The sequence below is a fragment of the Nocardia sp. NBC_00416 genome (assembly GCF_036032445.1).
Classification (GTDB): domain Bacteria; phylum Actinomycetota; class Actinomycetes; order Mycobacteriales; family Mycobacteriaceae; genus Nocardia.
The window spans coordinates 2,184,593-2,206,464 of sequence record NZ_CP107932.1 but is presented as its reverse complement, the minus strand read 5'-3'; the positions used below and the strand labels follow the sequence as shown (position 1 = coordinate 2,206,464).

The 21,872-nt window shown below is 69.2% G+C and carries 24 protein-coding genes; 13 read left to right on the top strand and 11 right to left on the bottom strand.

Annotated elements, in window-relative coordinates; all coding sequences use genetic code 11:
* Positions 1-14: 14 nt before the first annotated feature.
* Positions 15-851, bottom strand: coding sequence for a helix-turn-helix transcriptional regulator (locus tag OG804_RS08930; RefSeq protein WP_328395792.1), 837 nt, complete (start codon positions 849-851; stop codon positions 15-17).
* Positions 852-952: 101 nt separating this feature from the next.
* Here OG804_RS08930 and OG804_RS08925 point away from each other — a divergent pair, with 101 nt between their 5' ends.
* Entirely contained in the window at positions 953-1,504 is a 552-nt protein-coding gene (locus tag OG804_RS08925) for a YceI family protein (protein WP_328395790.1), read from the top strand.
* A 289-nt stretch (positions 1,505-1,793) separates the two neighbouring features.
* Positions 1,794-2,567 (top strand): thioesterase II family protein, encoded by a 774-nt coding sequence (locus tag OG804_RS08920; RefSeq protein ID WP_328395788.1) that lies wholly within the window; start codon positions 1,794-1,796, stop codon positions 2,565-2,567.
* Positions 2,568-2,642: 75 nt separating this feature from the next.
* On the opposite strand, the gene OG804_RS08915 is transcribed toward OG804_RS08920, so the two are convergent.
* On the bottom strand, positions 2,643-3,509 hold the full coding sequence (locus tag OG804_RS08915) for an SDR family NAD(P)-dependent oxidoreductase (RefSeq protein WP_328395786.1): 867 nt from the start codon (positions 3,507-3,509) through the stop codon (positions 2,643-2,645).
* A 45-nt stretch (positions 3,510-3,554) separates the two neighbouring features.
* On the opposite strand from OG804_RS08915, the gene OG804_RS08910 reads away from it, so the two are divergent.
* Positions 3,555-4,040: a MarR family transcriptional regulator gene (locus tag OG804_RS08910; RefSeq protein ID WP_328395784.1), complete on the top strand. Its 486-nt coding sequence runs from the start codon at positions 3,555-3,557 to the stop codon at positions 4,038-4,040.
* Between the two features lie 151 nt (positions 4,041-4,191).
* Positions 4,192-5,871, top strand: a complete 1,680-nt coding sequence (ilvD, locus tag OG804_RS08905; protein WP_328398290.1) for a dihydroxy-acid dehydratase — start codon at positions 4,192-4,194, stop codon at positions 5,869-5,871.
* A 9-nt stretch (positions 5,872-5,880) separates the two neighbouring features.
* Here ilvD and OG804_RS08900 read toward each other — a convergent pair whose 3' ends face one another.
* The gene (locus OG804_RS08900; protein ID WP_328395782.1) at positions 5,881-6,126 is read right to left on the bottom strand and encodes a hypothetical protein; all 246 of its coding nucleotides are present in this window, start codon (positions 6,124-6,126) and stop codon (positions 5,881-5,883) included.
* Positions 6,127-6,171: 45 nt separating this feature from the next.
* Positions 6,172-7,002 (bottom strand): enoyl-CoA hydratase/isomerase family protein, encoded by an 831-nt coding sequence (locus tag OG804_RS08895; protein WP_328395780.1) that lies wholly within the window; start codon positions 7,000-7,002, stop codon positions 6,172-6,174.
* A gap of 80 nt (positions 7,003-7,082) precedes the next feature.
* On the opposite strand from OG804_RS08895, the gene OG804_RS08890 reads away from it, so the two are divergent.
* On the top strand, positions 7,083-7,571 hold the full coding sequence (locus tag OG804_RS08890) for a winged helix-turn-helix transcriptional regulator (protein ID WP_328395778.1): 489 nt from the start codon (positions 7,083-7,085) through the stop codon (positions 7,569-7,571).
* Here the strand turns inward: OG804_RS08890 and OG804_RS08885 are convergent.
* The 4 genes from OG804_RS08885 to OG804_RS08870 form a co-directional block, all read right to left on the bottom strand.
* The gene (locus OG804_RS08885) at positions 7,556-7,711 is read right to left on the bottom strand and encodes a hypothetical protein (RefSeq protein WP_328395776.1); all 156 of its coding nucleotides are present in this window, start codon (positions 7,709-7,711) and stop codon (positions 7,556-7,558) included. The two genes, OG804_RS08890 and OG804_RS08885, sit on opposite strands and share 16 nt — an antisense overlap.
* Positions 7,708-9,144 carry an amidase gene (locus OG804_RS08880; protein WP_328395774.1) on the bottom strand — a complete coding sequence of 479 codons (1,437 nt, stop codon included), beginning with the start codon at positions 9,142-9,144 and terminating at the stop codon, positions 7,708-7,710. The genes OG804_RS08885 and OG804_RS08880 overlap by 4 nt, the downstream gene beginning before the upstream one ends.
* Positions 9,145-9,268: 124 nt before the next feature.
* Complete coding sequence (locus tag OG804_RS08875) at positions 9,269-10,102, bottom strand: GntR family transcriptional regulator (protein ID WP_328395772.1); 834 nt, start codon at positions 10,100-10,102, stop codon at positions 9,269-9,271.
* A gap of 342 nt (positions 10,103-10,444) precedes the next feature.
* Positions 10,445-11,557 carry a fatty acid desaturase family protein gene (locus OG804_RS08870; RefSeq protein ID WP_328395770.1) on the bottom strand — a complete coding sequence of 371 codons (1,113 nt, stop codon included), beginning with the start codon at positions 11,555-11,557 and terminating at the stop codon, positions 10,445-10,447.
* 227 nt (positions 11,558-11,784) lie between these two features.
* On the opposite strand from OG804_RS08870, the gene OG804_RS08865 reads away from it, so the two are divergent.
* From OG804_RS08865 to OG804_RS08855, 3 genes are all read left to right on the top strand, one after another.
* On the top strand, positions 11,785-12,105 hold the full coding sequence (locus OG804_RS08865; RefSeq protein ID WP_328395768.1) for a hypothetical protein: 321 nt from the start codon (positions 11,785-11,787) through the stop codon (positions 12,103-12,105).
* 138 nt (positions 12,106-12,243) lie between these two features.
* On the top strand, positions 12,244-13,125 hold the full coding sequence (locus OG804_RS08860; protein ID WP_328395766.1) for an LLM class flavin-dependent oxidoreductase: 882 nt from the start codon (positions 12,244-12,246) through the stop codon (positions 13,123-13,125).
* A gap of 385 nt (positions 13,126-13,510) precedes the next feature.
* Complete coding sequence (locus OG804_RS08855) at positions 13,511-14,428, top strand: DUF5995 family protein (protein ID WP_328395764.1); 918 nt, start codon at positions 13,511-13,513, stop codon at positions 14,426-14,428.
* Positions 14,429-14,506: 78 nt separating this feature from the next.
* Here OG804_RS08855 and OG804_RS08850 read toward each other — a convergent pair whose 3' ends face one another.
* Entirely contained in the window at positions 14,507-14,998 is a 492-nt protein-coding gene (locus OG804_RS08850) for a beta-class carbonic anhydrase (RefSeq protein ID WP_328395762.1), read from the bottom strand.
* Between the two features lie 435 nt (positions 14,999-15,433).
* Here OG804_RS08850 and OG804_RS08845 point away from each other — a divergent pair, with 435 nt between their 5' ends.
* A complete protein-coding gene (locus OG804_RS08845; protein ID WP_328395760.1) occupies positions 15,434-16,141 on the top strand; it encodes an SDR family NAD(P)-dependent oxidoreductase in 708 nt (235 codons plus the stop codon).
* Positions 16,142-16,235: 94 nt separating this feature from the next.
* Here the strand turns inward: OG804_RS08845 and OG804_RS08840 are convergent, their stop codons facing one another.
* Positions 16,236-16,718: a hypothetical protein gene (locus OG804_RS08840; protein ID WP_328395758.1), complete on the bottom strand. Its 483-nt coding sequence runs from the start codon at positions 16,716-16,718 to the stop codon at positions 16,236-16,238.
* A gap of 41 nt (positions 16,719-16,759) precedes the next feature.
* On the opposite strand from OG804_RS08840, the gene OG804_RS08835 reads away from it, so the two are divergent.
* On the top strand, positions 16,760-17,251 hold the full coding sequence (locus OG804_RS08835) for an Lrp/AsnC family transcriptional regulator (protein WP_328395756.1): 492 nt from the start codon (positions 16,760-16,762) through the stop codon (positions 17,249-17,251).
* A gap of 36 nt (positions 17,252-17,287) precedes the next feature.
* Here the strand turns inward: OG804_RS08835 and OG804_RS08830 are convergent, their stop codons facing one another.
* Positions 17,288-18,187, bottom strand: a complete 900-nt coding sequence (locus tag OG804_RS08830) for an LLM class flavin-dependent oxidoreductase (protein ID WP_328395754.1) — start codon at positions 18,185-18,187, stop codon at positions 17,288-17,290.
* Between the two features lie 384 nt (positions 18,188-18,571).
* On the opposite strand from OG804_RS08830, the gene OG804_RS08825 reads away from it, so the two are divergent.
* The 3 genes from OG804_RS08825 (at position 18,572) to OG804_RS08815 (ending at position 21,869) form a co-directional block, all read left to right on the top strand.
* Positions 18,572-19,771: a PP2C family protein-serine/threonine phosphatase gene (locus OG804_RS08825; RefSeq protein WP_328398289.1), complete on the top strand. Its 1,200-nt coding sequence runs from the start codon at positions 18,572-18,574 to the stop codon at positions 19,769-19,771.
* A 68-nt stretch (positions 19,772-19,839) separates the two neighbouring features.
* Complete coding sequence (locus OG804_RS08820) at positions 19,840-21,429, top strand: sensor histidine kinase (protein ID WP_442941864.1); 1,590 nt, start codon at positions 19,840-19,842, stop codon at positions 21,427-21,429.
* Positions 21,426-21,869: a response regulator gene (locus OG804_RS08815; RefSeq protein ID WP_328395750.1), complete on the top strand. Its 444-nt coding sequence runs from the start codon at positions 21,426-21,428 to the stop codon at positions 21,867-21,869. The genes OG804_RS08820 and OG804_RS08815 overlap by 4 nt, the downstream gene beginning before the upstream one ends.
* Positions 21,870-21,872: the final 3 nt, after the last annotated feature.

Sequence of the window (21,872 nt, the reverse complement as noted above, 5' to 3'; positions counted from 1 at the left end):
TACCTAGGTGGGCTTCACTCCCCGACGGCTTGCCGGGGCACCAGGCGCAGGCTCTGACCGGACGCGGGAGCGCGGTCGACCAGCCAGACGACCAGGCTCTGTTGCCGGTCGCTTTCCAGGCTCTCGAAGGGGACGTCGACGGTGCCCAGTTCCGGGTGGTCGAAACGGAGGGTCGTGGCGATATCGTGGTGCGCACCCTGCGGGCGCCAGCGGGCGGCGAAGTCGGGGATTCGGTGCAGTGCGTCGATCGTCTCGCGCAGGCCGGTGTCACCGGGCCAGCGCAGGGCGGCGCGCCGCAGCGTCTCGGCGAGAGCATCGGCCGTCTCGGACCAGTTGCGCAGGACTCTCCTGGCCATCGGATGCGCGTACACGTAGTGGGCCAGATTCACGTTCTCCCGATCGTCCAGCAGGCCCAGCGGGGCGGCGAAATCCGCCCACGCCGCGTTCCAGCCCAGGACGTTCGCCCGGCGGCCGAGCACGAACGCCGCGGTGGGTGTCAGCGCCCGCAGAATGGCTTCCATCGTTTCGGGAACCTGCTCGTGCGCCTCGGGCTCCTTCGGGCACCGGGCCGCATGACTGCTGGTCAGCGCGAGCCAGCCGAAAGTGCTGCGCTCCCGTTCGTCCAGCAGCAGCGCCGTCGCCAGGGCCTCCACCACCGCAATCGAGGGATTGCTGTCACGACCCTGCTCGAGCCGGGCCAGATAGTCGACGCTGACCCCGGCGCGAACGGCGACCTCTTCGCGCCGCAGCCCCGGGGTGCGGCGCCGCCCGCCGGCGGGCAGGCCCAGATCTGCGGGGCGGAGTTCGGCGCGGCGCCGGACCAGGAACTCCGCGAATGCGCTTCGGGTCATCTCACCATCGTGCCCCGTCAGGGCGCGATCAGCCGCGCCTTGTCAGGTCCAGGATAAGGGGGGTCTGGCTAACGGCCGCCGCCGCGGTGATCGTCGATGCCATGACCACATCCCAGGAAACCGCCGGCCCCGCCGCGACCTTGCGCTCAGGTGAATGGGCACTCGATACCGCGCACTCCTCGATCGCCTTCACCATCCGCCACCTCGGTATCGCCAAGGTGCGTGGCGGATTCACCCGCTTCGAGACCCAGTTCGTGGTGGACGACTCCGGCGCCGCCGCCATCGCGGCGATCATCCACCTCGATTCGTTCGACACCGGAAACCCGGACCGGGACAACCACGTGCGCGCGGCCGATTTCCTCGATGTCGCCAACCGCCCCACCTTGACCTTCCGTGCCACCGAACCGGTTCGCATCGCCGATACCTTCGCGGTCGCGGGGGAAGCCACGCTGGGTTCGGTGACCCGGCCGGTCACCTTGGATGTGGAATGGGGCGGCATCGGCGACCTCGGTCCCGGCGGTGGACGCCATGCCGGGTTCTCCGCGACCGGCACCATCAAGCGCAGTGATTTCGGGGTCGGCGTCCCCGCGCCGGGGATGCTGAGCGACGCCGTCAAGATCGAGCTCGAGATCCAGCTGATCGAGCCGGTATAACCGCTCTCGTCGAGGCGGGGAATCCGCGGCCGGGGCCACCGCAGGAGGCGCCGACCGAGGCGATCGGGTCCCTCGATGCGCGTGACCACGAGCGGTTGTCGCCGTTCGTGGTCACGTGGGGCGCTGTGCGGCCGGTGGCCGGTCTGCGCGGCGGACCCTGGCGGGCGCGGGATCGGAGTACGGGCGTACCGTTTCTGCGCGCGCTCCCTACCGGAGCGGCCCGGTGCCCGATTGTGTGAACGGTCGCGTGCGGCGCCGTGGTGCCAACCGGATCGCAGAGGAGAGACCCGTGCCGAGCAGTGCCGAGCCGTCCACCTGGTTGCGGGAGTTGCGACCCGGGCGCGCGGGGCATCCGACGCTGATCTGCTTTCCCCCGGGTGGCGGCTCGGCCACCGGTTACAGTCGCCTCGCTTCGAGTTTCGGCCCCGGCCCGGCCGTGTACGCCGTCCAGTATCCGGGCCGTCAGGATCGGCTCGGTGACCCGCTCGTCCCCTCGATCACCGAACTCGCCGCTCTCATCGCCGCGGCGATCCGGCCGCTGACCGCCGCGCGGCCGGTCCTCTTCGGTCACAGCATGGGTGCGACCGTCGCCTTCGAAACCGCCCGGTGCCTCGAAGCGGACGGGCGGCCGGTCGCGGCACTGTTCGTGTCCGGTCGCCCGGACCCCACGTTCGTCGAGCAGGGGACCCTGCACCGGGCGTCCGACGACGCGTTGATCGCCGAGCTCGAGCGGCTCGCGAACGACCCGGCGTCGGTGCGGGTGCTGCGTGACGAGCCCGGTCTCGCCGAACTCGTATTGCCCGCCGTGCGTAACGATTACCGGGCGGTCGAGACCTATCGGTACCGGCCCGGGACGAGGCTTGGCTGCGATATCTTCGCGCTGCTCGGCCGATCCGATCCGACGACCACACCCGATCAGCTCGGCGGGTGGCGCCACCACACCGCCGGCGGTTTCGCGACGAGTTCGTTTCCCGGCGGCCATTTCTATCTCGACGACAACAGTCGTGAGATCGCGGATCTCATCGTCCGGAACGTCGGTGCGGAGAATCCTTCGAGCCCGTAGGCAGATCGTTCGATCCGATCGGCTCCGAAGGCGATTCGGACCTCGAAACCGGTGCCGGGGCTCGGCGTGCTCTGTTCACATTCCTTTGGTGAAGCGGTCGCCGCGCCCGGCTGCCGAGTACTCGGGGAAAGCGGTGTCGATCACGGCGGCCAGGCGTCCGAGGAGCGGCCCGACGTGCCGGGGACGGTCGGTGAGCGCCCGGCAGATGATCTGTGCACCCTGTTCGGGAGTCAGGGCCGCGCTGTCGCGGTATTGCGCGTTGGGGGCGATCATCGGGGTGCGGACGAGCGGCATGTACACCGAGGTGAAACGGACGTCCTCGGGCAGGGTTTCGGCATCGAAACTGGCGGAGAGCGAGTCCAGTGCCGCTTTCGACGCGACATAGGCGCTGTAACCGGGACCGCCGAAGAGGTTCGCGACCGACAGGATATTGACGATATGTCCGGACTGTCGTTCGCGCATACCCGGTAGCACGGCGAGCATCAGGCGCAGTGCGGCGAAATAGTTCAGGCGCATGGTGCGCTCGAAATCGTGGAAGCGTTCATAGGATTCGTCGAGCCGGCGCCGGATCGACCGTCCGGCATTGTTGATCAGGACGTCCACGCCGCCGTGCTCGGCGAGTACGGCGGCGACCGCGGCGTCGAGTGCGTCGAAATCGTTGAGGTCGCAGGGGTGGACGCTGGCTGTGCCGCCCTGTGCGCGGATCTGCGCGGCGACTTCGTTCAGTTCGGTTTCCCGTCGCGCCAGCAGCGCGACGTCGGCGCCTGCCGCGCCGAGCCGGACGGCCGCGGCCCGGCCGATGCCCGAGGAGGCGCCGGTGATCAGCACGGTCCGTCCGGTCGCCACGGTGGGCAGGGTGGGCCGCGGGCGCAGCCGGGGGAGTCCGAGGTGGGTGTCCAGTCCGTGGCCGACCTCGTAGATCAGACGGGATATTCCATGCATAGTGATGGATCATAATTTATATGACTAGAGATGTATATTGCCGTCATGGATGCTGCCAGCCTGCACCTGGTCGCCCGCAGGCTCCGGGCGATCGCCTTCGTCGCGACCGGCAATACCGGTAGGCGCCGGATCCCGCCGAGTGAATACGCCGTGCTCGAGGATGTGGCGCTGCACCCCGGCTCGTCGATTCGCGATATCACCGACCGGACGGCCATCACCCAGAGCCTCGTATCGCGAATCGTGGCGCGCTTCCGCGATCAGGCCCTGCTCACGACGGTGCCGGACCCCGCCGACGGCAGGCGCGTACTGGTCACGGTCGAGCCGGGCGTCGTGCAGGAGGTCTTCCGGACCCGCGGCCGGGTACCGGTCGATTTCGCGCTGGGGGCCGAACTGCCCCATCTGTCACCGGTACAGCAGACCCGGGTGATCGCGCTGCTCGACGAATTGGTCGGGCTCATCGAGGTACCCGGCGGGAGTGCCGGAGCCCCGGGCTCCGGCGGGCCGACTCGAACCGAGCGCGCCGCGCAATGATCATCGGCCCGTCGCGGCCGGTCCGCGGCGACCGTTCCGATGTGCCACCACCGTGCCGAGTTCTGCTCCCACTGCCGGGCGTGGTCCGGCGGACTTCCGGTACGGAAAGAGGATGATGGGCGTCGTGTCTTCCCAACCGAGTACTCCCGATATGAAACCGCGCAGCCGTGATGTCACCGACGGACTCGAGAAGACCGCCGCGCGCGGGATGCTGCGCGCGGTCGGCATGGGCGACGACGACTGGGGGAAGGCCCAGATCGGAGTGGCGTCCTCGTGGAACGAGATCACCCCGTGCAACTTGTCGCTCGACCGGCTGGCCGGCGGTTGTAAGGACGGCGTATTCGCCGCCGGCGGATTCCCCATGCAATTCGGCACCATCTCGGTCTCCGACGGGATCTCGATGGGCCACGAGGGGATGCACTTCTCTCTGGTCTCGCGTGAGGTGATCGCCGACAGCGTGGAGACCGTGATGCAGGCCGAACGACTGGACGGATCGGTTCTGCTCGCGGGTTGCGATAAATCGCTGCCCGGGATGTTGATGGCGGCGGCCCGGTTGAACCTGGCGAGCGTGTTCCTCTACGCCGGATCCATCCTGCCGGGTATCGCGAAATTGTCCGACGGCAGTGAGCGCGAAGTGACCATCATCGATGCGTTCGAGGCGGTGGGCGCCTGCTCGCGAGGTTTGATGAGCCGGGCGGACGTCGATGCGATCGAGCGGGCGATCTGCCCGGGCGAGGGCGCGTGCGGCGGTATGTACACCGCCAATACGATGGCGAGCGCGGCCGAGGCGCTGGGGATGTCGCTGCCCGGCAGCGCGGCGCCCCCGGCCACGGATCGTCGGCGCGACGGATACGCCCGCCGCAGCGGTGCGGCGGTAGTCGAACTGATCCGGCGCGGCATCACCACCTCCGACATCCTCACCAAGGAGGCGTTCGAGAACGCCATCGCGGTGGTGATGGCGTTCGGCGGGTCCACCAACGCGGTGCTGCACCTGCTGGCGATCGCGCACGAGGCCGATGTGGCGCTGAGCCTGGAGGATTTCGCCCGAGTCGGTCGTCGCGTTCCGCACCTGGCCGATGTGAAACCGTTCGGACGGCATGTGATGACCGATATCGACCGCGTGGGCGGTGTCCCGGTGTTGATGAAGGCGCTCCTCGACGCCGGACTCCTGCACGGCGACTGTCTCACCGTGACCGGTCGTACGGTGGCCGAGAACCTGGCGAGCATCGCGCCGCCGGACCCGGACGGCAAGGTCGTGCGGGTGCTGTCCGAGCCGATCCATCCGACCGGCGGTATCACCATCCTGCACGGGTCCCTCGCGCCCGGCGGCGCCGTGGTCAAATCCGCCGGGTTCGAATCCGATGTCTTCGAAGGCACGGCCCGGGTCTTCGACCGCGAGCGGGCCGCCATGGACGCGCTCGAGGACGGGACCATCGCGGCGGGTGACGTCGTGGTCATCCGGTACGAGGGACCCAAGGGCGGGCCGGGAATGCGCGAGATGCTGGCGATCACCGCGGCGATCAAGGGCGCCGGACTCGGCAAGGACGTCCTGCTGCTGACCGACGGACGGTTCTCCGGCGGTACCACCGGCCTGTGTGTCGGCCATGTGGCCCCGGAAGCGGTGGACGCGGGACCCATCGCCTTCGTTCGGGACGGCGACCGCATCCGCCTCGACGTGGGCACGGGCACTCTCGACCTGCTGCTGGAACCGGCGGTACTCGACGAGCGCCGTGACGGCTGGGCGCCGCTGCCGTCCCGCTACACGCGAGGGGTGCTCGCGAAGTACGCGCGCCTGGTGGGCTCCGCCTCGCAGGGGGCGGTCTGCGATTGAGCGCCGGTGTCAGCCGGAGGTCCGCGCCAGCAGGGGCTGCGGGCCCCGGATGACCCGGGACGGGCAGTGGACCGGTTTTCCGACCGCACGCAGGTGCGGATAGCGCCGATAGAGACCGCGTCGCGCGATCTCCGCGTCCCGATCCGGCGCCGGCCGCGGGGCGGCGCGGCCCGGCGGCAGCCCGTCACGATTCTCGCCGCGGGCGTGGATACGCGACAGACCCGACACCAGGGTGGTAGCGGCGGCATCGTTCACTCACAGCGAGCGACCGGGAACGCTCCTGGCGTCCCGGCCGGTGGTCTACTCGACCGCGACGGCGCCGAGGCGACCGAGCAGACCTTCGAGGTCGAGTTCGCCCGGGTGGGTTTGCGCGCCCGCCGCGAGCGCGTCGGAAAAGCGCTGCCGTGCCTCCGGCCCGGTGAACAGCGGCATGAGCAATGCGGTTTCGCGGTCGGTGTCCGCGTCGCGCGCATCGGTCGCGTGGGCGATGGCTTCCTTCGCTGCCGCGACCGCGGCGGGTGGCTGGGCGGCGATGCGGAAGGCGAGATCGTCGACGAAGGCGTCGAGTTCCGCGGCCGGGAGCGCTCGGTCGATCCAGCCGTACCTCTCGGCGGTCGCGGCGTCGTAGCGGCCCCCGCCGAGCACGACCTCGAGCGCCCGGGATCGGCCGATCAGCCGCGGGAGCAGTTGGGTGCCACCGCCGCCGGGAATGATGCCGAGACTCACCTCGGGCTGCCCGAACCAGGAACTTCCGAGGGCGGCGTAGCGCAGGTCGAGGTACAGCAGGAATTCGGCGCCGCCACCGCGCACCCGGCCGGCGACCTTGGCGATCGTCACCTGCGGTAGTCCGGCGAATCGGCGGTAGAGGCCGGGGCCCGGTCCCGCCGCGTAGGCGGCCAGGGTCTCCGGTTCGCTCACCAGGCGCATATCGCCGTGGGCGAGGAAGAAGTCCGGAAGGGCGCTCTGGAAGACGATCACCCGAATCGCGGCGTCGTCGTGGATCTCGTCGTGGAAGCGGTCGAGGTCGGTGATCAATTGTGCGTCGACCAGATTGACCGGGGGATGGTCGAAGGATACGAAGGCGACTCCGCGGTCTCGGCGGACGGTCAGCGCGGTGTAACCGTGGCTCATTCCAGTAGCTCCTGACTTCTGTTGTAGAAGCCAGAATCTAGCTGAGTTCGTGATGAGAACTCAAGGATTAGAATCACCGCATGGAGTGGATGGAGGTCGGCCTGGACAATTGCCCGGTGACGCGTGCCCTGGATGTCGTCGGGAGCCGCTGGACGCTGCTGGTTCTGCGGGAATTGTTCAACGGGGTACGTCGTTTCGAGGACATCCAGCAGCACCTGGGGGTATCGACCTCGGTGCTGAGCCGCCGTCTCGCCGAGATGGTGGGGCACGGTTTGGCCCACCGCATCCCCTACCGCGCCGAGGGGCAACGCGCGCGATCGGAGTATCAGCCGACGGAGAAGGCATGGGAGCTGTATCCGGTGATCGTGGGTCTCATGCAGTGGGGAGACCGGCATCTCGCCGATCCCGCCGGTCCGCCCGTCCGTCTGGTCGACAACCGCTCCGGGAAGCCGGTGGTCGCGGCGGTCGTCCCCGCCGATGCACAGATCTGCGCACCGGCGGATATCAGCGTGATACCCGCCGGTGCGGCCGGGGAGACCCGCCGATCGCGAACTCAGCCGACGGTGTAACCGCCGCTCGGATCGGTGTAGCGGGCACCCTCGAATCCGTGCAGCAGCGCCGCCATCTCACCCACCACGCGGTACATGGTGTCGACCGCGGCGTTCTCCGCGGCGTCGTCGGTCCAGGAAACAGTGGTATCGGTGCTCATCGAGCTCCTCCTCGTTCGACGGTGGCCGGGATCTGGGTGTGGTGGCCGGTGCGGCGTTGGAAGGCGTCGCCGGCGCGCAGCACCGCCGCCTCCGCGAAAGGGCTGCCGGAGAGGGACATCGACAGCGGAGTGCCCTCGCTGGACAGTCCGATCGGCACCGCCAGGGTCGGGTTGCCCAGCGGATTCCAGTACGGGGTGTGCAGGGAGGGCAGGACGCCGAGCGGGTCGAGCGGGTCCATCGTGTCCAGGGCGGGCGCGCCGAGGTGGCCGGTCGGTGTGACGACCAGGTCCACCGTGTCGAGCAGTTCGGCCATCCGCTGCTGGGCGATGCGCCGGACACGTTGCGCCTGAACATAATCGGGACCCCCGATCCCGGCCCCGCCGGCCAGGATTATCCGGGTCGCCCGCCCGTAATCGGACCACCGGGTGCGCAGGGTCTGCCGGTGGTAGGCGTGCGCCTCGGCGAGCATGACGACGAAGTCGATTGCGGTGAGCTCCTGGTACATCGGTACCTCGATCGGAACCACCTTCGCCCCCGCCGCCCGCAGCGCCTCGAGTGCCGCGCCGAACAGTGCGGGCTGCGCCGGGTCGATGCCGCCGGTCGCGTACCGCTCCAGATCGTCCACACCGATGGTGACGCCGCGCAGGTCGCCGGTCAGCGCCCCGGCATAGTCATCGATGGGAGTACGCGAACTGTACGGATCGGACCCGTCGAATCCCGCGACGGCGGCGAGCATCACGGCGCAGTCGGCGGCGCTGCGCGCCATCGGACCCACGTGGTCGAGGGTGTAGCCCAGCGGAACCACACCGGATTTCGGCACCCGACCGAAGGTCGGTTTCAGACCGGTGATGCCGTTGAACGCCGCCGGAATGCGGATACTGCCCGCGGTATCGGTTCCGATCGCGCCGCAGAACATCCCGGCGGCCACACCGCTGCCCGATCCCGAACTCGAGCCACCTGCCCAGCGGGTGGTATCCCAGGCGTTGCGCGGTACCGGGAAAGGCTTGTCCGGGTCGGGTGCGCCGATGGCGAACTCCATGGTGGTGGTTTTCCCGGTCACGATGGCGCCCGCGCGCTCGAGCCTGCGCACGACAGCGCAGTCGCCGATCGAGGCGCCCCACGCCGGATCCAGCACCAGGCTCTGCGCGGTGGTCGGTCCGTGCGAATGGGCGAGAATATCCTTGATTCCCAGCGGGATTCCCTCGAGCGGGCCGAGTGGCAGACCGGCCGCGAACTTTTCATCCGCGCGGGCGGCCGCGGCGCGCGCACGATCGTCGAAACGGGCCAGGTACACCCCGATATCGCCATCGGCGGCGTCGGCCGCGGCGATGGCCTGTTCGACGAGTTCGGTGGCCGTCGTCTCGCGGCGGCGCAGGGCGCTCGCCGCGTCGGTGAGTGTCGGCAAGGTGGTGGTCGGGACTGTCGTCGTCATTCTGGTCCTCGTTCTCGGGAGCGAACGGTCTGCGCTGTGCGCAAGAGCTCGAGCACGGACGGCTCGAGGGCTGTCGGCGGGAAAGCCGGAGCGGTCGGCCGGTGCGGTGGCGCACCGGACGCGATCAGCGTGGAAGCGCCGCGGTCATATCTATTCGGGGGATACCGCCGATCTCCAGCTGGAGTTCGCCGCGGCAGGTGCCGAGCGCGTAATCGATCGCGGCGCCCGTGCCGTCGCGGATCGTCTGCTCCACCAGGAGTACGGGCTCACCGGGCAGCACATGCAACAGGGCGGCCGCGCAGTCGTCGGCGCGCGCGGCCTGGACCCCGACATCGCAGCCGGCGATATCGATACCCCCGGTGTGCAGCAGGGAGTAGAAGTCGTCGCGAAAGACGGCCTGGTCGACACCGCCGGCCTCGGGCGCGCGCAGGTAGTTGGTGAACACGGCGAGCGGACGGTCGTCGAGGAGCAGGACGTATTCGATGCACAGGCAGTCCTCGCCCACGGCGACGTCGCTCAGCCGTGCGGCGATCACCGGCGGCGCGGGTATCCATGCCCAGTGCAGCAGGCGCGGTGCGATCCGGCCGAGCGCCAGATGCGCCTCCAGTGACCGGCCCGCGGGCGGCGGCGCTCCCGCGACGATGTACTCCTCGCGGATCGGCAGGGTGCCGAGTCCGCGCCTGCGTTCGATCAGGCCGTCCCGCCGCAACAGGTCGAGTGCCGCCCGGACCACGTCACGGGAGGCTCGATGCCGGGCCATCAGCTCGGATTCGCCGGGCAGCCGGCCCCCGCCGAACGCCCCGGACCGCAGCTCCGCACGGAGCAGGTCGCGCAGGCGGCGAGCCATCAGATGTCCCGAGGTCGGCAACAGACGGCGGATCTGTCCCTCGAAGATCGGACGGTCGCGCGCCGCGTCGCCCGGGTCGAGTCGCTCGTCGTGTTCGGCGGTGTGGTGCATATCCGTAGCGTGCGTCCGCGGCGGGTTACGCGACAAGGTTCAGAGGTAAACGTCGAGTTACGCTCTGCCTCGAGCTATCTCCACCGCTCTGAACTGCACTTATGTTCGTCGTCCGGCGGGTTGTGCGGATACCGCGCCGTATTCGCGACGCCGGTGCCCGGTCCCGCGGAAGAGTTACGCGGCTCGCGCAGCCGCGGTCGCCGGCGGTTCGGTCGTGTCCGCCTCTCGGCCGGTACCCGCGTCATCGAACGGCGGCCGAGGGACCGGACGGCGAGCTCTCCGGCGACGGAACGCGCGGAGCAGCGTCCGGAGCCGACTCTCGCCGGCCCAGGAACGCGCCGATCACCGCTCCGATTCGGAATCGGCGGGGGCGGCGGCCGCCGCGGCGCCGCGCCGGGTGGACTTTCCGACAGTGTTCAGGTGGCCGACCGACTGCGTATAGGAGGCGATCAACCCGGTCTCGCAATAGGGCACGCCGATCTCGGCGCAGTACTGCGCGACCATCGGCTGAGCCCGGCGCAGATTGGGCCGGGGCATGGAGGGGAACAGATGATGCTCGATCTGGTAGTTGAGGCCGCCGAAAGCCGTATCGACGACGGGCCCGCCGCGGACATTGCGCGAGGTGAGCACCTGGCGGCGCAGGTAGTCGGTGGAGTCGCCGGCCGGCAATACCGCCATGCCCTTGTGGTTGGGCGCGAAACTGGAGCCCATGTAGAGGCCGAACAGTCCCTGCTGCACCGCGATGAAAACGACCGCCTTGACCGGTGAGAGGACCAGGAACACGATGGCCAGGTACCCGGCGGCGTGCGCGAGCAACAGTGCCGCCTCGAGGCCGCGCCGGGGGATATCGCGCCGCACGATCGCCCGGACACTCGAATAGTGCAGGCTGGCGCCTTCCAGGAGCAGCATCGGGAAGAACAACCAGCCCTGATAGCGGAAGATCACTCTGCGCAGGCCGCGGCCCGCGCGCGCCCGCACGCTGGAATGGGCCAGGACTCCCATGATGTCGGGGTCGGCATCCTCGGTATTGGGATGCGCGTGGTGACGGTTGTGGTTGCTCGTCCACCAGCCGATGCTCACCCCGATGGCGAGGTTCCCGAACAGCGTCCCCACCAGGTAGTCGGCACGTCGGCTGCCGAAGATCTGCCGGTGCCCGGCATCGTGGCCGAGGAAGGCGAGCTGGGCGAATATCGCGGCGAGGAAGGCGGCGACGGCGAGCTGCCACCACGAGTCGCCGATCAGCGCGAACGCCGTCCAACCGGCGATCAGCGCCGCTACGACGGCCCCGCCTTTCCAGGCGTAGTACGACAATCGCCGGTCCAGCAAACCCGCGTCGCGCACTCGCCGCAACAGGACCGAATAGTCACTGCGGTGTGCGCGCGCCGCCGGTTCCGGAGGCGGTGAGACCTCGATCCGGTCGACAGGAACATCTCGTGTGGCGGCTTTTGCCGTCATTTCGTCACCGATCTCTGCACGGGCATCGCTTCACCGGTAGACGGTCGATCACCGCGGGCGGTTCGCCGTTCTCGCCGACTCTCGCCTGTACCCTACCTTTGCCGCGGGTCCGGGGCCGACCGGCCGGGCGCACCGGCCCGGCGGCGGGCAAGCTCATTCGAGGTGGCCACCGGGAACCGTTGCCGGGTAATCTCTCTCGCGACAGTTCGAATTTCCGGGGAGGTACCGTGCTGTACATTTCGGCTGCAGCGGCCGCACTGGGGGGTCTCATCCTGACCGATATCTTCGGATTCGTGACGGGTGGGTGGTTCTTCGCGCTGGCGGTGGTTCTCGTGGTGACGGCCCTGGTGCGCAGATTCCGGCAGGGTCGTGCTCCGCTGCGCGCCCGCTCCCGCTCGGCCGGAGCGGCCGGGGCGGCGGCAGGCGGCTGGTATGTCGGGGGCCGAGACGGCGGCGGTGACAGCAGCAGCGGAGACAGCGGCAGCGGAGGTGGCTGCGGCGGGGGCGGATGTGGCGGCGGAGGCGGTGGCTGCGGCGGAGGCGGCTGAGTACCGGACCGATCGGTCTCTATCGGGTGCCACCGCGGGCGAGTGACGGTGCTGGTCGGGCCGGTGCGCTCGATCCCTCATCGGGTCGAACTAGAACATGTTCTTGCAAAGCGGGGTGAGGTGCCCGATGCTGGGGCGATGGATATCGGGATCGCGTTGCCCACGATGTGCCGAGGATACGACCGGGCCGCCACCGTCGAGTGGTGCCGGCTCGCCGACCAAGGGCCGGTTTCGAGTATCTCGTGCGGTGAGCGAATGGCCTTTCACAACCCGGAGATGTGGACGACCCTGGCCGCTGCCGCCGCCGTGACGGAGCGGGTGCGGATCTTCGCCAACGTCTCGGTGCTGCCGGCGCATCCGGTGGCACTCGTGGCGAAGCAGTCCGCGACCCTGGACGTGCTGTCCGACGGGCGCTTCACTCTCGGCGTCGGGGTAGGCGGCCGCGCCGACGATTATCGCAGTCTCGCCTCGGGTTTCGGTCGTCGACACGACCGGCTGGATCGCGCCGTCGCCGAGTTGCGGGCGCTGTGGGCGGGTGAGCCTCCGGCCGACGGGGCCGACCCAATCGGCCCGTCCTGCGTCCAGCCCGGCGGCCCGCCCGTGCTCGCGGGCGCCCTCGGACCGAAATCGCTGGCCCGCGCCGCGCAGTGGGCCGACGGTGTGGTCGCGTTCAGTGTGGGCGGGGTGCCCGGCGAGATCGAATGGTCCGCCGATGCCGCGCGGCGTGCCTGGGCCGGTGCCGATCGCGAACCGCCACGATTGGTGAGCGGATGCTTCTACGCCCTGGGCGTGGCCGAGCCCGATGCCGTGCTCCGCGATTTCACGGCGGAGTACCTGGGTTTTCTCGGTGCCGACAATGCCGCGGGCGCCGCCGCTTCCATGAAGACATTCGACGCCGAAGCGCTGCACCGCACGCTCGACGCCGCGGAGGCCGCGGGGCTCGACGAGTTCATCCTGGTTCCGAGTTCGGTGGGGCTCGGCGTCCTGGAGGAAACGCTGGAGCTGATCGGGTCGCGCTGAACGCGACGGACCCGCGCACCCCGTCAGCCGGCGCGGGGTACGCGGGCGGGGTGGTCCGTCATTCACCCTGCGGCAATGGAGTCTCGGCCGACTCGATCGGCCGGTTACGGTGACCGATACGGCTGCCGCGGCGGGACTTTCCGCGCGGACCCTGGCCCGCCGATCAGAGGATCAGGTCGGCACCACCCCGGCCGCCTACCGTCGCGTCTTTCGTGGTCGACCCGACCGGCCGACTCCACAGGCGGCGACCGGGATCCGGGCGGAAGCTGGGCTAGTCTGAGGCCCGCGCCCGATCGGGCGGCTCGCGCGAACACCGCTGTTCCGGCTCCACCGCAGATAGGTTTCTCGGCCCAGTCGTCCGTCGTCGAGTGAAAGCGGAATACGCATGTCCAGCGAACGTCCCGCGCGGCCGAGCTATCTCGTGGTCGTCGCCGCAACTGTGTTGTCCGTCGTATTCGCGCTGTCGGCACCGGCGCGGACCGCCGCGGCCGAGGTCGATACCGCCTGTGGCGCACCACTGTCGGCGGCGGCCGTGGCCGAGATCGTCGAACTGTCCGACACCTCGGCACTGACGGACGACGAATCCGGCTCCTCGCTGGCTCGGCTCGAGCGGGCGGTGGAACAGCATCGGCGGATCACCGAGATCCTGGTCGCGCATCGAGATCGGCGCGGGCTGCTCCCGCTGGGGCTCGATGCCGTCGAGCAGGCCGCGGTGATGCCGCTGCAACGGAATCCGGCCGCGTTCGATGATCCCGAATGGGCGCACCGCATCAGCCTCGATCTGCTGCTGCGGTTGCTGCGCAATGTGCACGCGGAGTTCACCGGCGCGCCCACCGAACCGCAGTGGGCGCACTATTTCGCGCTCGCCCGCCGGTGCGAGTTGTCCGCGGGACGGGTGGCGATGGCGGGTTACAACGCCCACCTCACCGTCGATCTGTCCAATGCCGTCGCCGCGACCCGTGCCGTACCGGCGAACGCACGGGATCATTTCGTGATCGTCGACGCGATCGCCAGTCACGGCTCGCTCATCGTCGACCTCACCGAAACGATCTACGGCGGAGATCTGGGACCACTGTGGCGGTTCTATTTCGTGGGTGAGGGACTGGATGCCGTCTTCGGTGCCGGAGTGGTGACCGGGCCACTGTTGCGGCTGGTCGACGCCGGCGCGAACGTGGTGATCTTCGGCAACGGCCTGGCCCTGCAGGATCCGGCGGCGGAGCCGGCGGTCCGGGCGGAGATGGATGTGCTGTGGCGCAGCGCGGAGGCCGCCTTCGATGTGCTCGCTGCGCAGGGCGGACTCTGAGCGACCGGAGCCACGCCGCGATCACCGGATCCGACGGTGATCGCCGCGCCGCCCCGCGTGCTGTTCAGCTGCCCGATTTCAGGCGGTGACTTCCTCGAGCTTGCCGGTGGCGACATCGAAGACGAATCCGCGCAGCGAGGAGGTCTTGGTGACGAAGGGGCTGGCCTCGATCCGTCGCAGCGATTGCCGCACATCCTCGTTCAAGTCGGTGAACGCTTCGGCCGACCAGGTGGGCTTGATCCCGGTTTCGTCCTGGATGGCGCGTTTGAAATCGTCGTCGGTGAAGGTCAGCATCCCGCAATCGGTGTGGTGGATCAGGATGATCTCGGTGGTGCCGAGTAGTCGCTGGCTGATCGCCAGCGAGCGGATCTCGTCGTCGGTGACGACGCCGCCCGCATTGCGGATGACATGGGCCTCGCCCTCCTGCAGGCCGAGGATCCGGTACACGTCCAGCCGGGCGTCCATGCAGGCGACCACGGCGGTGTGCTTGCTGGGCGGAAGGGGCAGCGGTCCACTGAACTGCGCCGCGTACTGCGCGTTGTTGGCCACATAGTCATCGGTAGCTGTCATATGTACCGACCTCCGTTCGTCGACGTCTGAATATGCGAATGTCCGCATCCACATTCTCGAGCTGTCGTACGGGATCACGACCGATTGACCCCGGCAGAGTAAAACCCTGGCGTGTCGCGAGCGACCGTGCATAGTGGCGAGCACAGCCGGTTGTACAGCGTACCGGGGCGGTATCGCCGCGGGCGGGATCCGCGCCGCGCGCCGCCTCGCACCCAGGTGAGCGCATCGTGGTCGCACAGGCGTCGTAGCAGCCCGGCGCGGCCAAATTTCGGCCCGCCACGCCCGAGTCCGTGACAGCTTATACGGAAGATCGCTCCTCCGAAATGGGGTGGGATCGCGAGTGGCCGCCGATCACGAGCCGGGTCGGCTGGAGGACGCATTCGTGGAAGTGCCTGCGCTTGACTTCGAGCGCGCTCGAGATTCTAGCGTTGACGTATGACAACGACATTGATCACCGGGGCCAACAAGGGCATCGGATTCGCGACGGCGCGACGGCTGGTCGCCGCCGGGCATATCGTCTATCTCGGTTGCCGCGACGCCGAACGCGGCCGCCGCGCCGCCGCCGAATCGGGCGGCCGCGCGCTGCCTCTCGATATCACCGACGAGGCGTCCGTGGTGTCCGCGGCCGGGATCATCGAGGCGGGCGGGGGATTGGACGTTCTCATCAACAATGCCGGTGTCCAGGCCGAGATGGGGGCGGATACGACCCTCGGCGCGGCCGATCTGACCGTGGACACGATGCGTCGGACATTCGAGACCAATGTATTCGGCACGGTGCGTGTTCTGCACGCGTTCCTCCCGCTCCTGCAACGGTCCACTGCTCCGGTCGTCGTCAATGTCAGCAGCGGCCTGGCGTCACTGACCCGGATCTCGACTGCGGGCACGGCGGCGCGCGCGTATCCGGGTGTCGCCTATCCCGCGTCCAAGACCGCGGTCAACGCACTCACCGTGCACTACGCGAAGGCGTATCCGGACATGCGGATCAATGCGGTGGAGCCGGGATTCACGAAAACCGATCTGAACGGGCACACCGGAACCGGAACCGTCGAGGAGGCCGCCGAAGTCATCGTGCGGATGGCCGAGATCGGTCGCGACGGACCGACCGGAGGCTATTTCGATGCCACTGGAGCCCTGCCCTGGTGACCAGCCGGGTCAGTTCGCGGGCGGGGGCGGAAGGTGGACGCGAGATGCTCGGCATATCCGGGCGGTGAGGCCTCTCGCGTCCTCCGGGTCCCGCTCAGGCGGGTTCGGGAACCGAGTGGCTCGGGGTTGCGCTGGATTCGGCCGGTGCGGGAACGAAATCCCTGCTCCGGACGAGCAGCGTGGCGCAGACGGCGCCGATCACCGCGACCACGCCGCTGACGACGAGCAACGAGTCGAGAGCCGCGGCGAATGCCGCGTGGATCGCCTGCGCGACCACCGCTCGATCGGAGTCGGGCAGGGTGGCGAGCACGGCCTGTGCCCGGCCGTCGTGCGCGGCGCCGGCCAGTCGGTCGGTGTGTGCCGCGAGCCCCGGGTGGTCCGCGAGCCGGTCGCCGAGCGCGGAGTGCAATCGCGCGGTGAACAAGCTTCCGTATACCGCGATTCCGAGCGCGATCCCGACCTGGCGGCAGGTGTTGTTGATCCCGGAGGCCATACCCGAGCGCTGCACCGGTACGACGCCGACGGCCGTGGACGCGAGCGGGGGGTTGACCAGGCCGCTGCCGATACCGCTGAGCACCAGCCCGGGTATCAGATGGGTCCAAGACGAACCCGCGTCCGGTGGAACTGACGGCCGCGGACCGGGTGCTGCTCGACGCGCTCGCCCGCGACGGCCGCACCCCGTTCACCACCTTGGCCCGCGCGACCGGCAGCACGGCGGGACGGGTCACCCGCCGTATCGAGGCGCTGGTGCGTTCGGGCGTGGCCTATTTCGATATCGATATCGCCCCGGCCGCCAGCGGTCACCGCACGACGACCACGCTGTGGATGACGGTCGAGCCCCGGCACCTGCGCCAGGTCGGGCACGCCCTGGCCGATCACCCGAATGTGCCGTTCGCGGCGGCGATCTCCGGCTCCGCCAACCTCACGGCCAACCTCACGACGAGCGGCCTCGGCGCCGTCTACCGGTTCGTCACCACCACGCTGGCCGAGGCGCCCGGTATCACCGGATACGAGCTCGTTCCGCTGACCCGGCAGACCAAATACGCGGGTGCGCAGGTTCTCGGTGACCGGTTGGCGCCCCCGTCGGCTCCCGCGCCGCGTCGCGGATGAGGAAATGATCGGCGGCGCGGCGCGGCGTCGAATGGATCAGCCGCCCGCGGTGGCGGGCGTCCGGTGTGCGGCGCCGAGCCATTGGTCGCCGAGGGCGTCGGCGAGGAGCTGGATCTGGTCCGGGTCGCCCGAACAGGGCAGCAGGATGACATCGTCGGCGCCGGACTCGGCGATCCGGAACACCTCGTCGCACAGGTGCGCGGTGTCGGTGAGGAGGTCGGGCCGGACCTGGGGGAACATCTCCGGACCGTAATAGTTCTGCGCGTAGGACTCCGCTGTCGCCACCGCGTCGGCGCCGAGCTGGAAATAGCGGACGGCCAGCACCCGGGGCCGGCCGGGCCGGGCGAGGCGGGCCCACTCGGTACCGACGATATCGAGTCCGGTGCGCAACAGTTCGACGCTGAAGGCCGGTGCTACCCATCCGTCGGCGAGGGCGGCGGCGCGCACTATCCCGGCGGGCACCATACCCGCGAGCAGCACCTGCGGTCGCCCCGGCGGCAGTGCCGGAACCGGTCCGGCCGCGCCCGCGAGTTCGCCGCGCCACGCTCGTCGCAGCTGCGCGAGCGCGCTTTCGAACCGGGCGCCACGAGTGGTCATCGCCACCTCGCTCACGGTGTAGTCGTCCTGCCAGGCTCCCATGCCGAGACCCGCGGTGAGCCGGCCGCCGGAGAGCCGGTCCAGCGAGGCGAGCTGGCTCGCCACCACGAACGGGTTCCCGCGGTAGCCGATGTTCAGCACGGTGCTCACCAATTCGGTCTCGGTGGTGTGCGCCGCTGCGACCGCCAGCGTCACCAGCGGGTCCAGGCTGTCGTACACCAGCCGGTCGGTGGCTCCCAGCGATGCGAAACCGGCCTGTTCGCTGTGTGCCGCCCAGGTCCCGATGGTTTCGGGGGTGGCACCCGGGACTGCGGAGGGCAATCCGATTCCGATCCGCACCGTTCTCTCCTTCGACACCGTTCGCGCTCGTAAAATGCGGGGCCGCAAGGGGTCTCAGGCGGCCGACGAGGTGCACACGCTAACACGCACGGCTGCTCGCGGTCGGGTTTCCGGATCGGTGGGATCGGCGAACGGTCTGTTCCCGGGTCGGCGCGGCATCCCGGATGCGTTCGCACGGAGGTCCGGCGAACAGTGGCTCGTCAAGTCCCGTTCACCGGACCCGGCGCCATCCGCTACGATCAGTGCTGCCTCTCGGTCCAGCAACCGGCCGCTGAGCGAGCGTGCGCGTGTCGCCGTTGTTTCCTGTGCGATCGGAGGCCGTGGTGTCGGTGGGTGCTGGCGAATTCGGCGGTGCTGGTGCGCGATAACGCAAACCGGCCCGATATCGGTGCGGCCGGGTGGTTCGAGCGTGACCCCTTCGTACTGCTGGTAGAGGACGATCCCGGCGATGCCCTGCTGGTCGAGGAACTGGTGGCGGACGCGGAACGGGGTATGCGCCTGGAGTGGGTGCGCACCCTCGCCGAGGCGGGGGAGAGCCTGCGGGCCGAGGTACCCGACTGTGTGCTGCTCGACCTGCGGCTGCCCGACGCGCAGGGGCTGGAGGCGGTGGCCCGGATCCGCGCGCACAACGACCGGGTCGCCGTGGTGGTGATGACGGGACTGGACGAGGAGAGCACCGGGCTGGCCGCGCTCGCTTCCGGCGCGCAGGACTATCTGGTGAAGGGCCGGGTGGAGCCGGAACTGTTCGCCCGCGCGGTGCGCTACGCCATTCAGCGCAAGCAGGCCGAGCGCACCAGCGCGGAGCTGCAGGCCAGCCAGATGCGCGCACAGGAGAACGCCCGGCTGGAGCGTGGCCTGCTGCCCACCCCGCTGTTCGGCGCCGACCGCGCGGTGGACGTGGTGGCGCGGTACCGGCCCGGCCGCGCCCATTCACTGCTCGGCGGCGATTTCTATGATGTCGTGCAGGACGCCGCGGGAATCGTGCACGCCATCATCGGGGATGTCTCCGGCCACGGCCCCGACGCCGCCGCCACGGGTGTCGCGTTGCGGTTGGCTTGGCGCACACTGGTTCTCAGTGGCGTGACGGGCTCGCGGCAGTTGCGGCTGCTGGAAGAGGTGCTGCTGGCCGAGCGGACCGACCGGCAGACGTTCGCCACCGCGACGAGCCTGACCCTCGATCCGTCGACGCAGCGAGTGGTGGTGCGTCGAGCCGGGCATCCGGGGATGTTGCACCACGTCGGTGGTGAACTGTGCTGGGTCGAGGTCACCGGCGGGGCGGCGCTCGGTTTCATGCCCGGCCGCGCGCAGTGGCCGGCCGCGCAGATCGACCTGGCCGGCGACGCCGGGCTGATGCTGTTCACCGACGGGTTGTTTGAGGGCCGGGTGGGCGGGGACGGCGACCGGCTCGGCGAGGACGGCCTGCTGCGGATCGCGAAGGCTGTTCCCGACGTCCGCCCCGAAGTCTTCGTCGACGAATTGATCGGCCGTGTCGAGGAATTGGCGGCCGAGGCCGGCGGTCTCGACGACGATCTGGCCATCATCTACTTGCGGTGGAACGATACGCAGAAGGGCGAACTCTCGTGACGAACACCGAGTCCGGGGTGGTCGGCCGGCTCACGGCGCAGGTCTGGTTCCAGCTGGTCCTCGGGTCGATGATCCTGGTCGTCCTGATCGGCGCGATCGCCGGTGCGCAGGTTATCGCGAACACCAACGAGGTCACCGACCGGTTGGCACGCCAGACCTTGCCCGCCGCGGCCGAGGCATACCAGCTGCAGAGTGCGCTGATCAATCAGGAGACCGGTCTGCGCGGTTATGCGATCGCCGCCGACCCGCAGTTCCTCGAACCCTATGTGCAGGGGCGGCGGGAACAGGACGGCGCGGCCGGTCGCCTGCGCGAACTGCTGGCGGACCGGCCGGACCTGACCGCCGATCTGGACGTGATCGAGCGGGGCACGCAGCAGTGGCGCACCGAGTACGCGGGCCCGCTCGCCGCGACGGCGACACCCGAGCGAGCCCGCGCGCTGGCCGCGACGACGGCCGTGCGGGCCAAAGGCGTCTTCGACGAGTTGCGGGTCGCGTTCACCGTGCAGAACGACAATTTGGCGGCGGCGGTGGCGGCGGACAACCGCGCGCTCGCACATGCCCGCACGATCCGCGACGCGGTGCTGACCGGCATGGTGATCGTATTCCTGCTGACCGCGATCATTTTGACCGTCCTGCTGCGCAGGCTCGTGGTACGTCCGCTCGCCGAGCTCACCGCCTCGTCGCTGCAAGTCGCCAACGGAGAGTTCGACCGGCACATCGACAGCCGCGGCCCGGCAGATATCGCCCAGGTCGCCGACGCGGTGGAGGATATGCGCACCAGGATCGTCGCGGAATTGGGTTCCTCGCGGTCCCAGAGCGCACAGCTGCGGCAGCAGAAGGCGGAGCTGGATCTACAGGCCGACGAACTGCGCCGCTCCAACGCCGAGTTGGAGCAGTTCGCCTACGTCGCCTCGCATGACCTGCAGGAGCCGCTGCGCAAGATCGCCTCGTTCTGTCAGTTGCTGGAGAAGCGTTACGGATCCCAGCTCGACGACCGCGGTAAGCAGTACATCGATTTCGCGGTGGACGGCGCCAAGCGCATGCAGGTGCTCATCAACGACCTGCTCGCCTTCTCGCGCGTCGGCCGGGTGAGCGAGGGGGCGGAACCGGTGCGCCTCGACCTGCCGTTGGACAAGGCGCTGACCGATCTGTCGGTGACGATCGAGGACAGCGACGCCGTGATCGAGCGGCCCGCGGCGCTGCCCGAGATACTGGGCGAACCGACCCTGCTGGCGATGCTCTGGCTGAATCTCGTCAGCAACGCGATCAAGTTCCGCAAGCCCGATCTCGCACCGGTCGTGCGGATCGAGGTCGAGGACGAGGACGGGGATCCGGCGCGCCGGGTGTTCTCGGTGTCCGATAACGGTATCGGTGTGGCCCCGGAATTCGCGGAGAAGGTCTTTGTGATCTTCCAGCGGCTGCACGCCCGCGACGAATACAGCGGCACCGGGATCGGCCTGGCGGTCTGTAAGAAGATCGTCGAGTACCACGGGGGAACGATCTGGCTCGATACCGACAACACCGTGGGAACCCGGATCTGCTTCACGCTGCGCACCTCCGACCCGGCGGCCGCGGCCCCGGACACTGCCGGGGAGTCCGAGGGTGCGCGAACACCTACCCTGGAAACGGAATCCGTCCTCGAAGGAGAAACTCTGTGACCGTACCGGGCCAGCCGATCGACATCCTGCTCGTCGAAGACGATCCGGGCGACGAATTGATGACCAGGGAGGCATTCGAGGACAACAGGATCGGCAACACCCTGCACGTGGCTCATGACGGCCAGGAGGCATTGGATTTCCTGTACCGCAAGGAGGGGTACGCGGACGCCCCGCGCCCGGACCTGATCCTGCTCGACCTGAATCTTCCGAAGTACGACGGCCGGCAGGTGCTGGAAAAGATCAAGGCCGACCCGGATCTCACGCATATCCCGGTGGTCGTGCTCACCACCTCCGCTGCGGAGGAGGACATCCTGCGCAGCTACAAACTGCATGCCAACGCCTACGTCACCAAACCGGTCGATCTCGACCAGTTCGTGGCCGCGATCAAGCAGATCGATGATTTCTTCGTGCAGGTCGTCCGGCTGCCCCGCGCCCAGTGACCG

Excerpts from the sequence above, each read along its gene's own strand:
- OG804_RS08930 (WP_328395792.1), bottom strand. The coding sequence starts at position 851 with ATGACCCGAAGCGCATTCGCGGAGTTCCTGGTCCGGCGCCGCGCCGAA.
- OG804_RS08925 (WP_328395790.1), top strand. The coding sequence starts at position 953 with ATGACCACATCCCAGGAAACCGCCGGCCCCGCCGCGACCTTGCGCTCA.
- OG804_RS08915 (WP_328395786.1), bottom strand. The coding sequence starts at position 3,509 with ATGCATGGAATATCCCGTCTGATCTACGAGGTCGGCCACGGACTGGAC.
- OG804_RS08910 (WP_328395784.1), top strand. The coding sequence starts at position 3,555 with ATGGATGCTGCCAGCCTGCACCTGGTCGCCCGCAGGCTCCGGGCGATC.
- ilvD (WP_328398290.1), top strand. The coding sequence starts at position 4,192 with ATGAAACCGCGCAGCCGTGATGTCACCGACGGACTCGAGAAGACCGCC.
- OG804_RS08895 (WP_328395780.1), bottom strand. The coding sequence starts at position 7,002 with ATGAGCCACGGTTACACCGCGCTGACCGTCCGCCGAGACCGCGGAGTC.
- OG804_RS08890 (WP_328395778.1), top strand. The coding sequence starts at position 7,083 with ATGGAGTGGATGGAGGTCGGCCTGGACAATTGCCCGGTGACGCGTGCC.
- OG804_RS08885 (WP_328395776.1), bottom strand. The coding sequence starts at position 7,711 with ATGAGCACCGATACCACTGTTTCCTGGACCGACGACGCCGCGGAGAAC.
- OG804_RS08880 (WP_328395774.1), bottom strand. The coding sequence starts at position 9,144 with ATGACGACGACAGTCCCGACCACCACCTTGCCGACACTCACCGACGCG.
- OG804_RS08875 (WP_328395772.1), bottom strand. The coding sequence starts at position 10,102 with ATGCACCACACCGCCGAACACGACGAGCGACTCGACCCGGGCGACGCG.
- OG804_RS08870 (WP_328395770.1), bottom strand. The coding sequence starts at position 11,557 with ATGACGGCAAAAGCCGCCACACGAGATGTTCCTGTCGACCGGATCGAG.
- OG804_RS08860 (WP_328395766.1), top strand. The coding sequence starts at position 12,244 with ATGGATATCGGGATCGCGTTGCCCACGATGTGCCGAGGATACGACCGG.
- OG804_RS08855 (WP_328395764.1), top strand. The coding sequence starts at position 13,511 with ATGTCCAGCGAACGTCCCGCGCGGCCGAGCTATCTCGTGGTCGTCGCC.
- OG804_RS08850 (WP_328395762.1), bottom strand. The coding sequence starts at position 14,998 with ATGACAGCTACCGATGACTATGTGGCCAACAACGCGCAGTACGCGGCG.
- OG804_RS08845 (WP_328395760.1), top strand. The coding sequence starts at position 15,434 with ATGACAACGACATTGATCACCGGGGCCAACAAGGGCATCGGATTCGCG.
- OG804_RS08820 (WP_442941864.1), top strand. The coding sequence starts at position 19,840 with ATGATCCTGGTCGTCCTGATCGGCGCGATCGCCGGTGCGCAGGTTATC.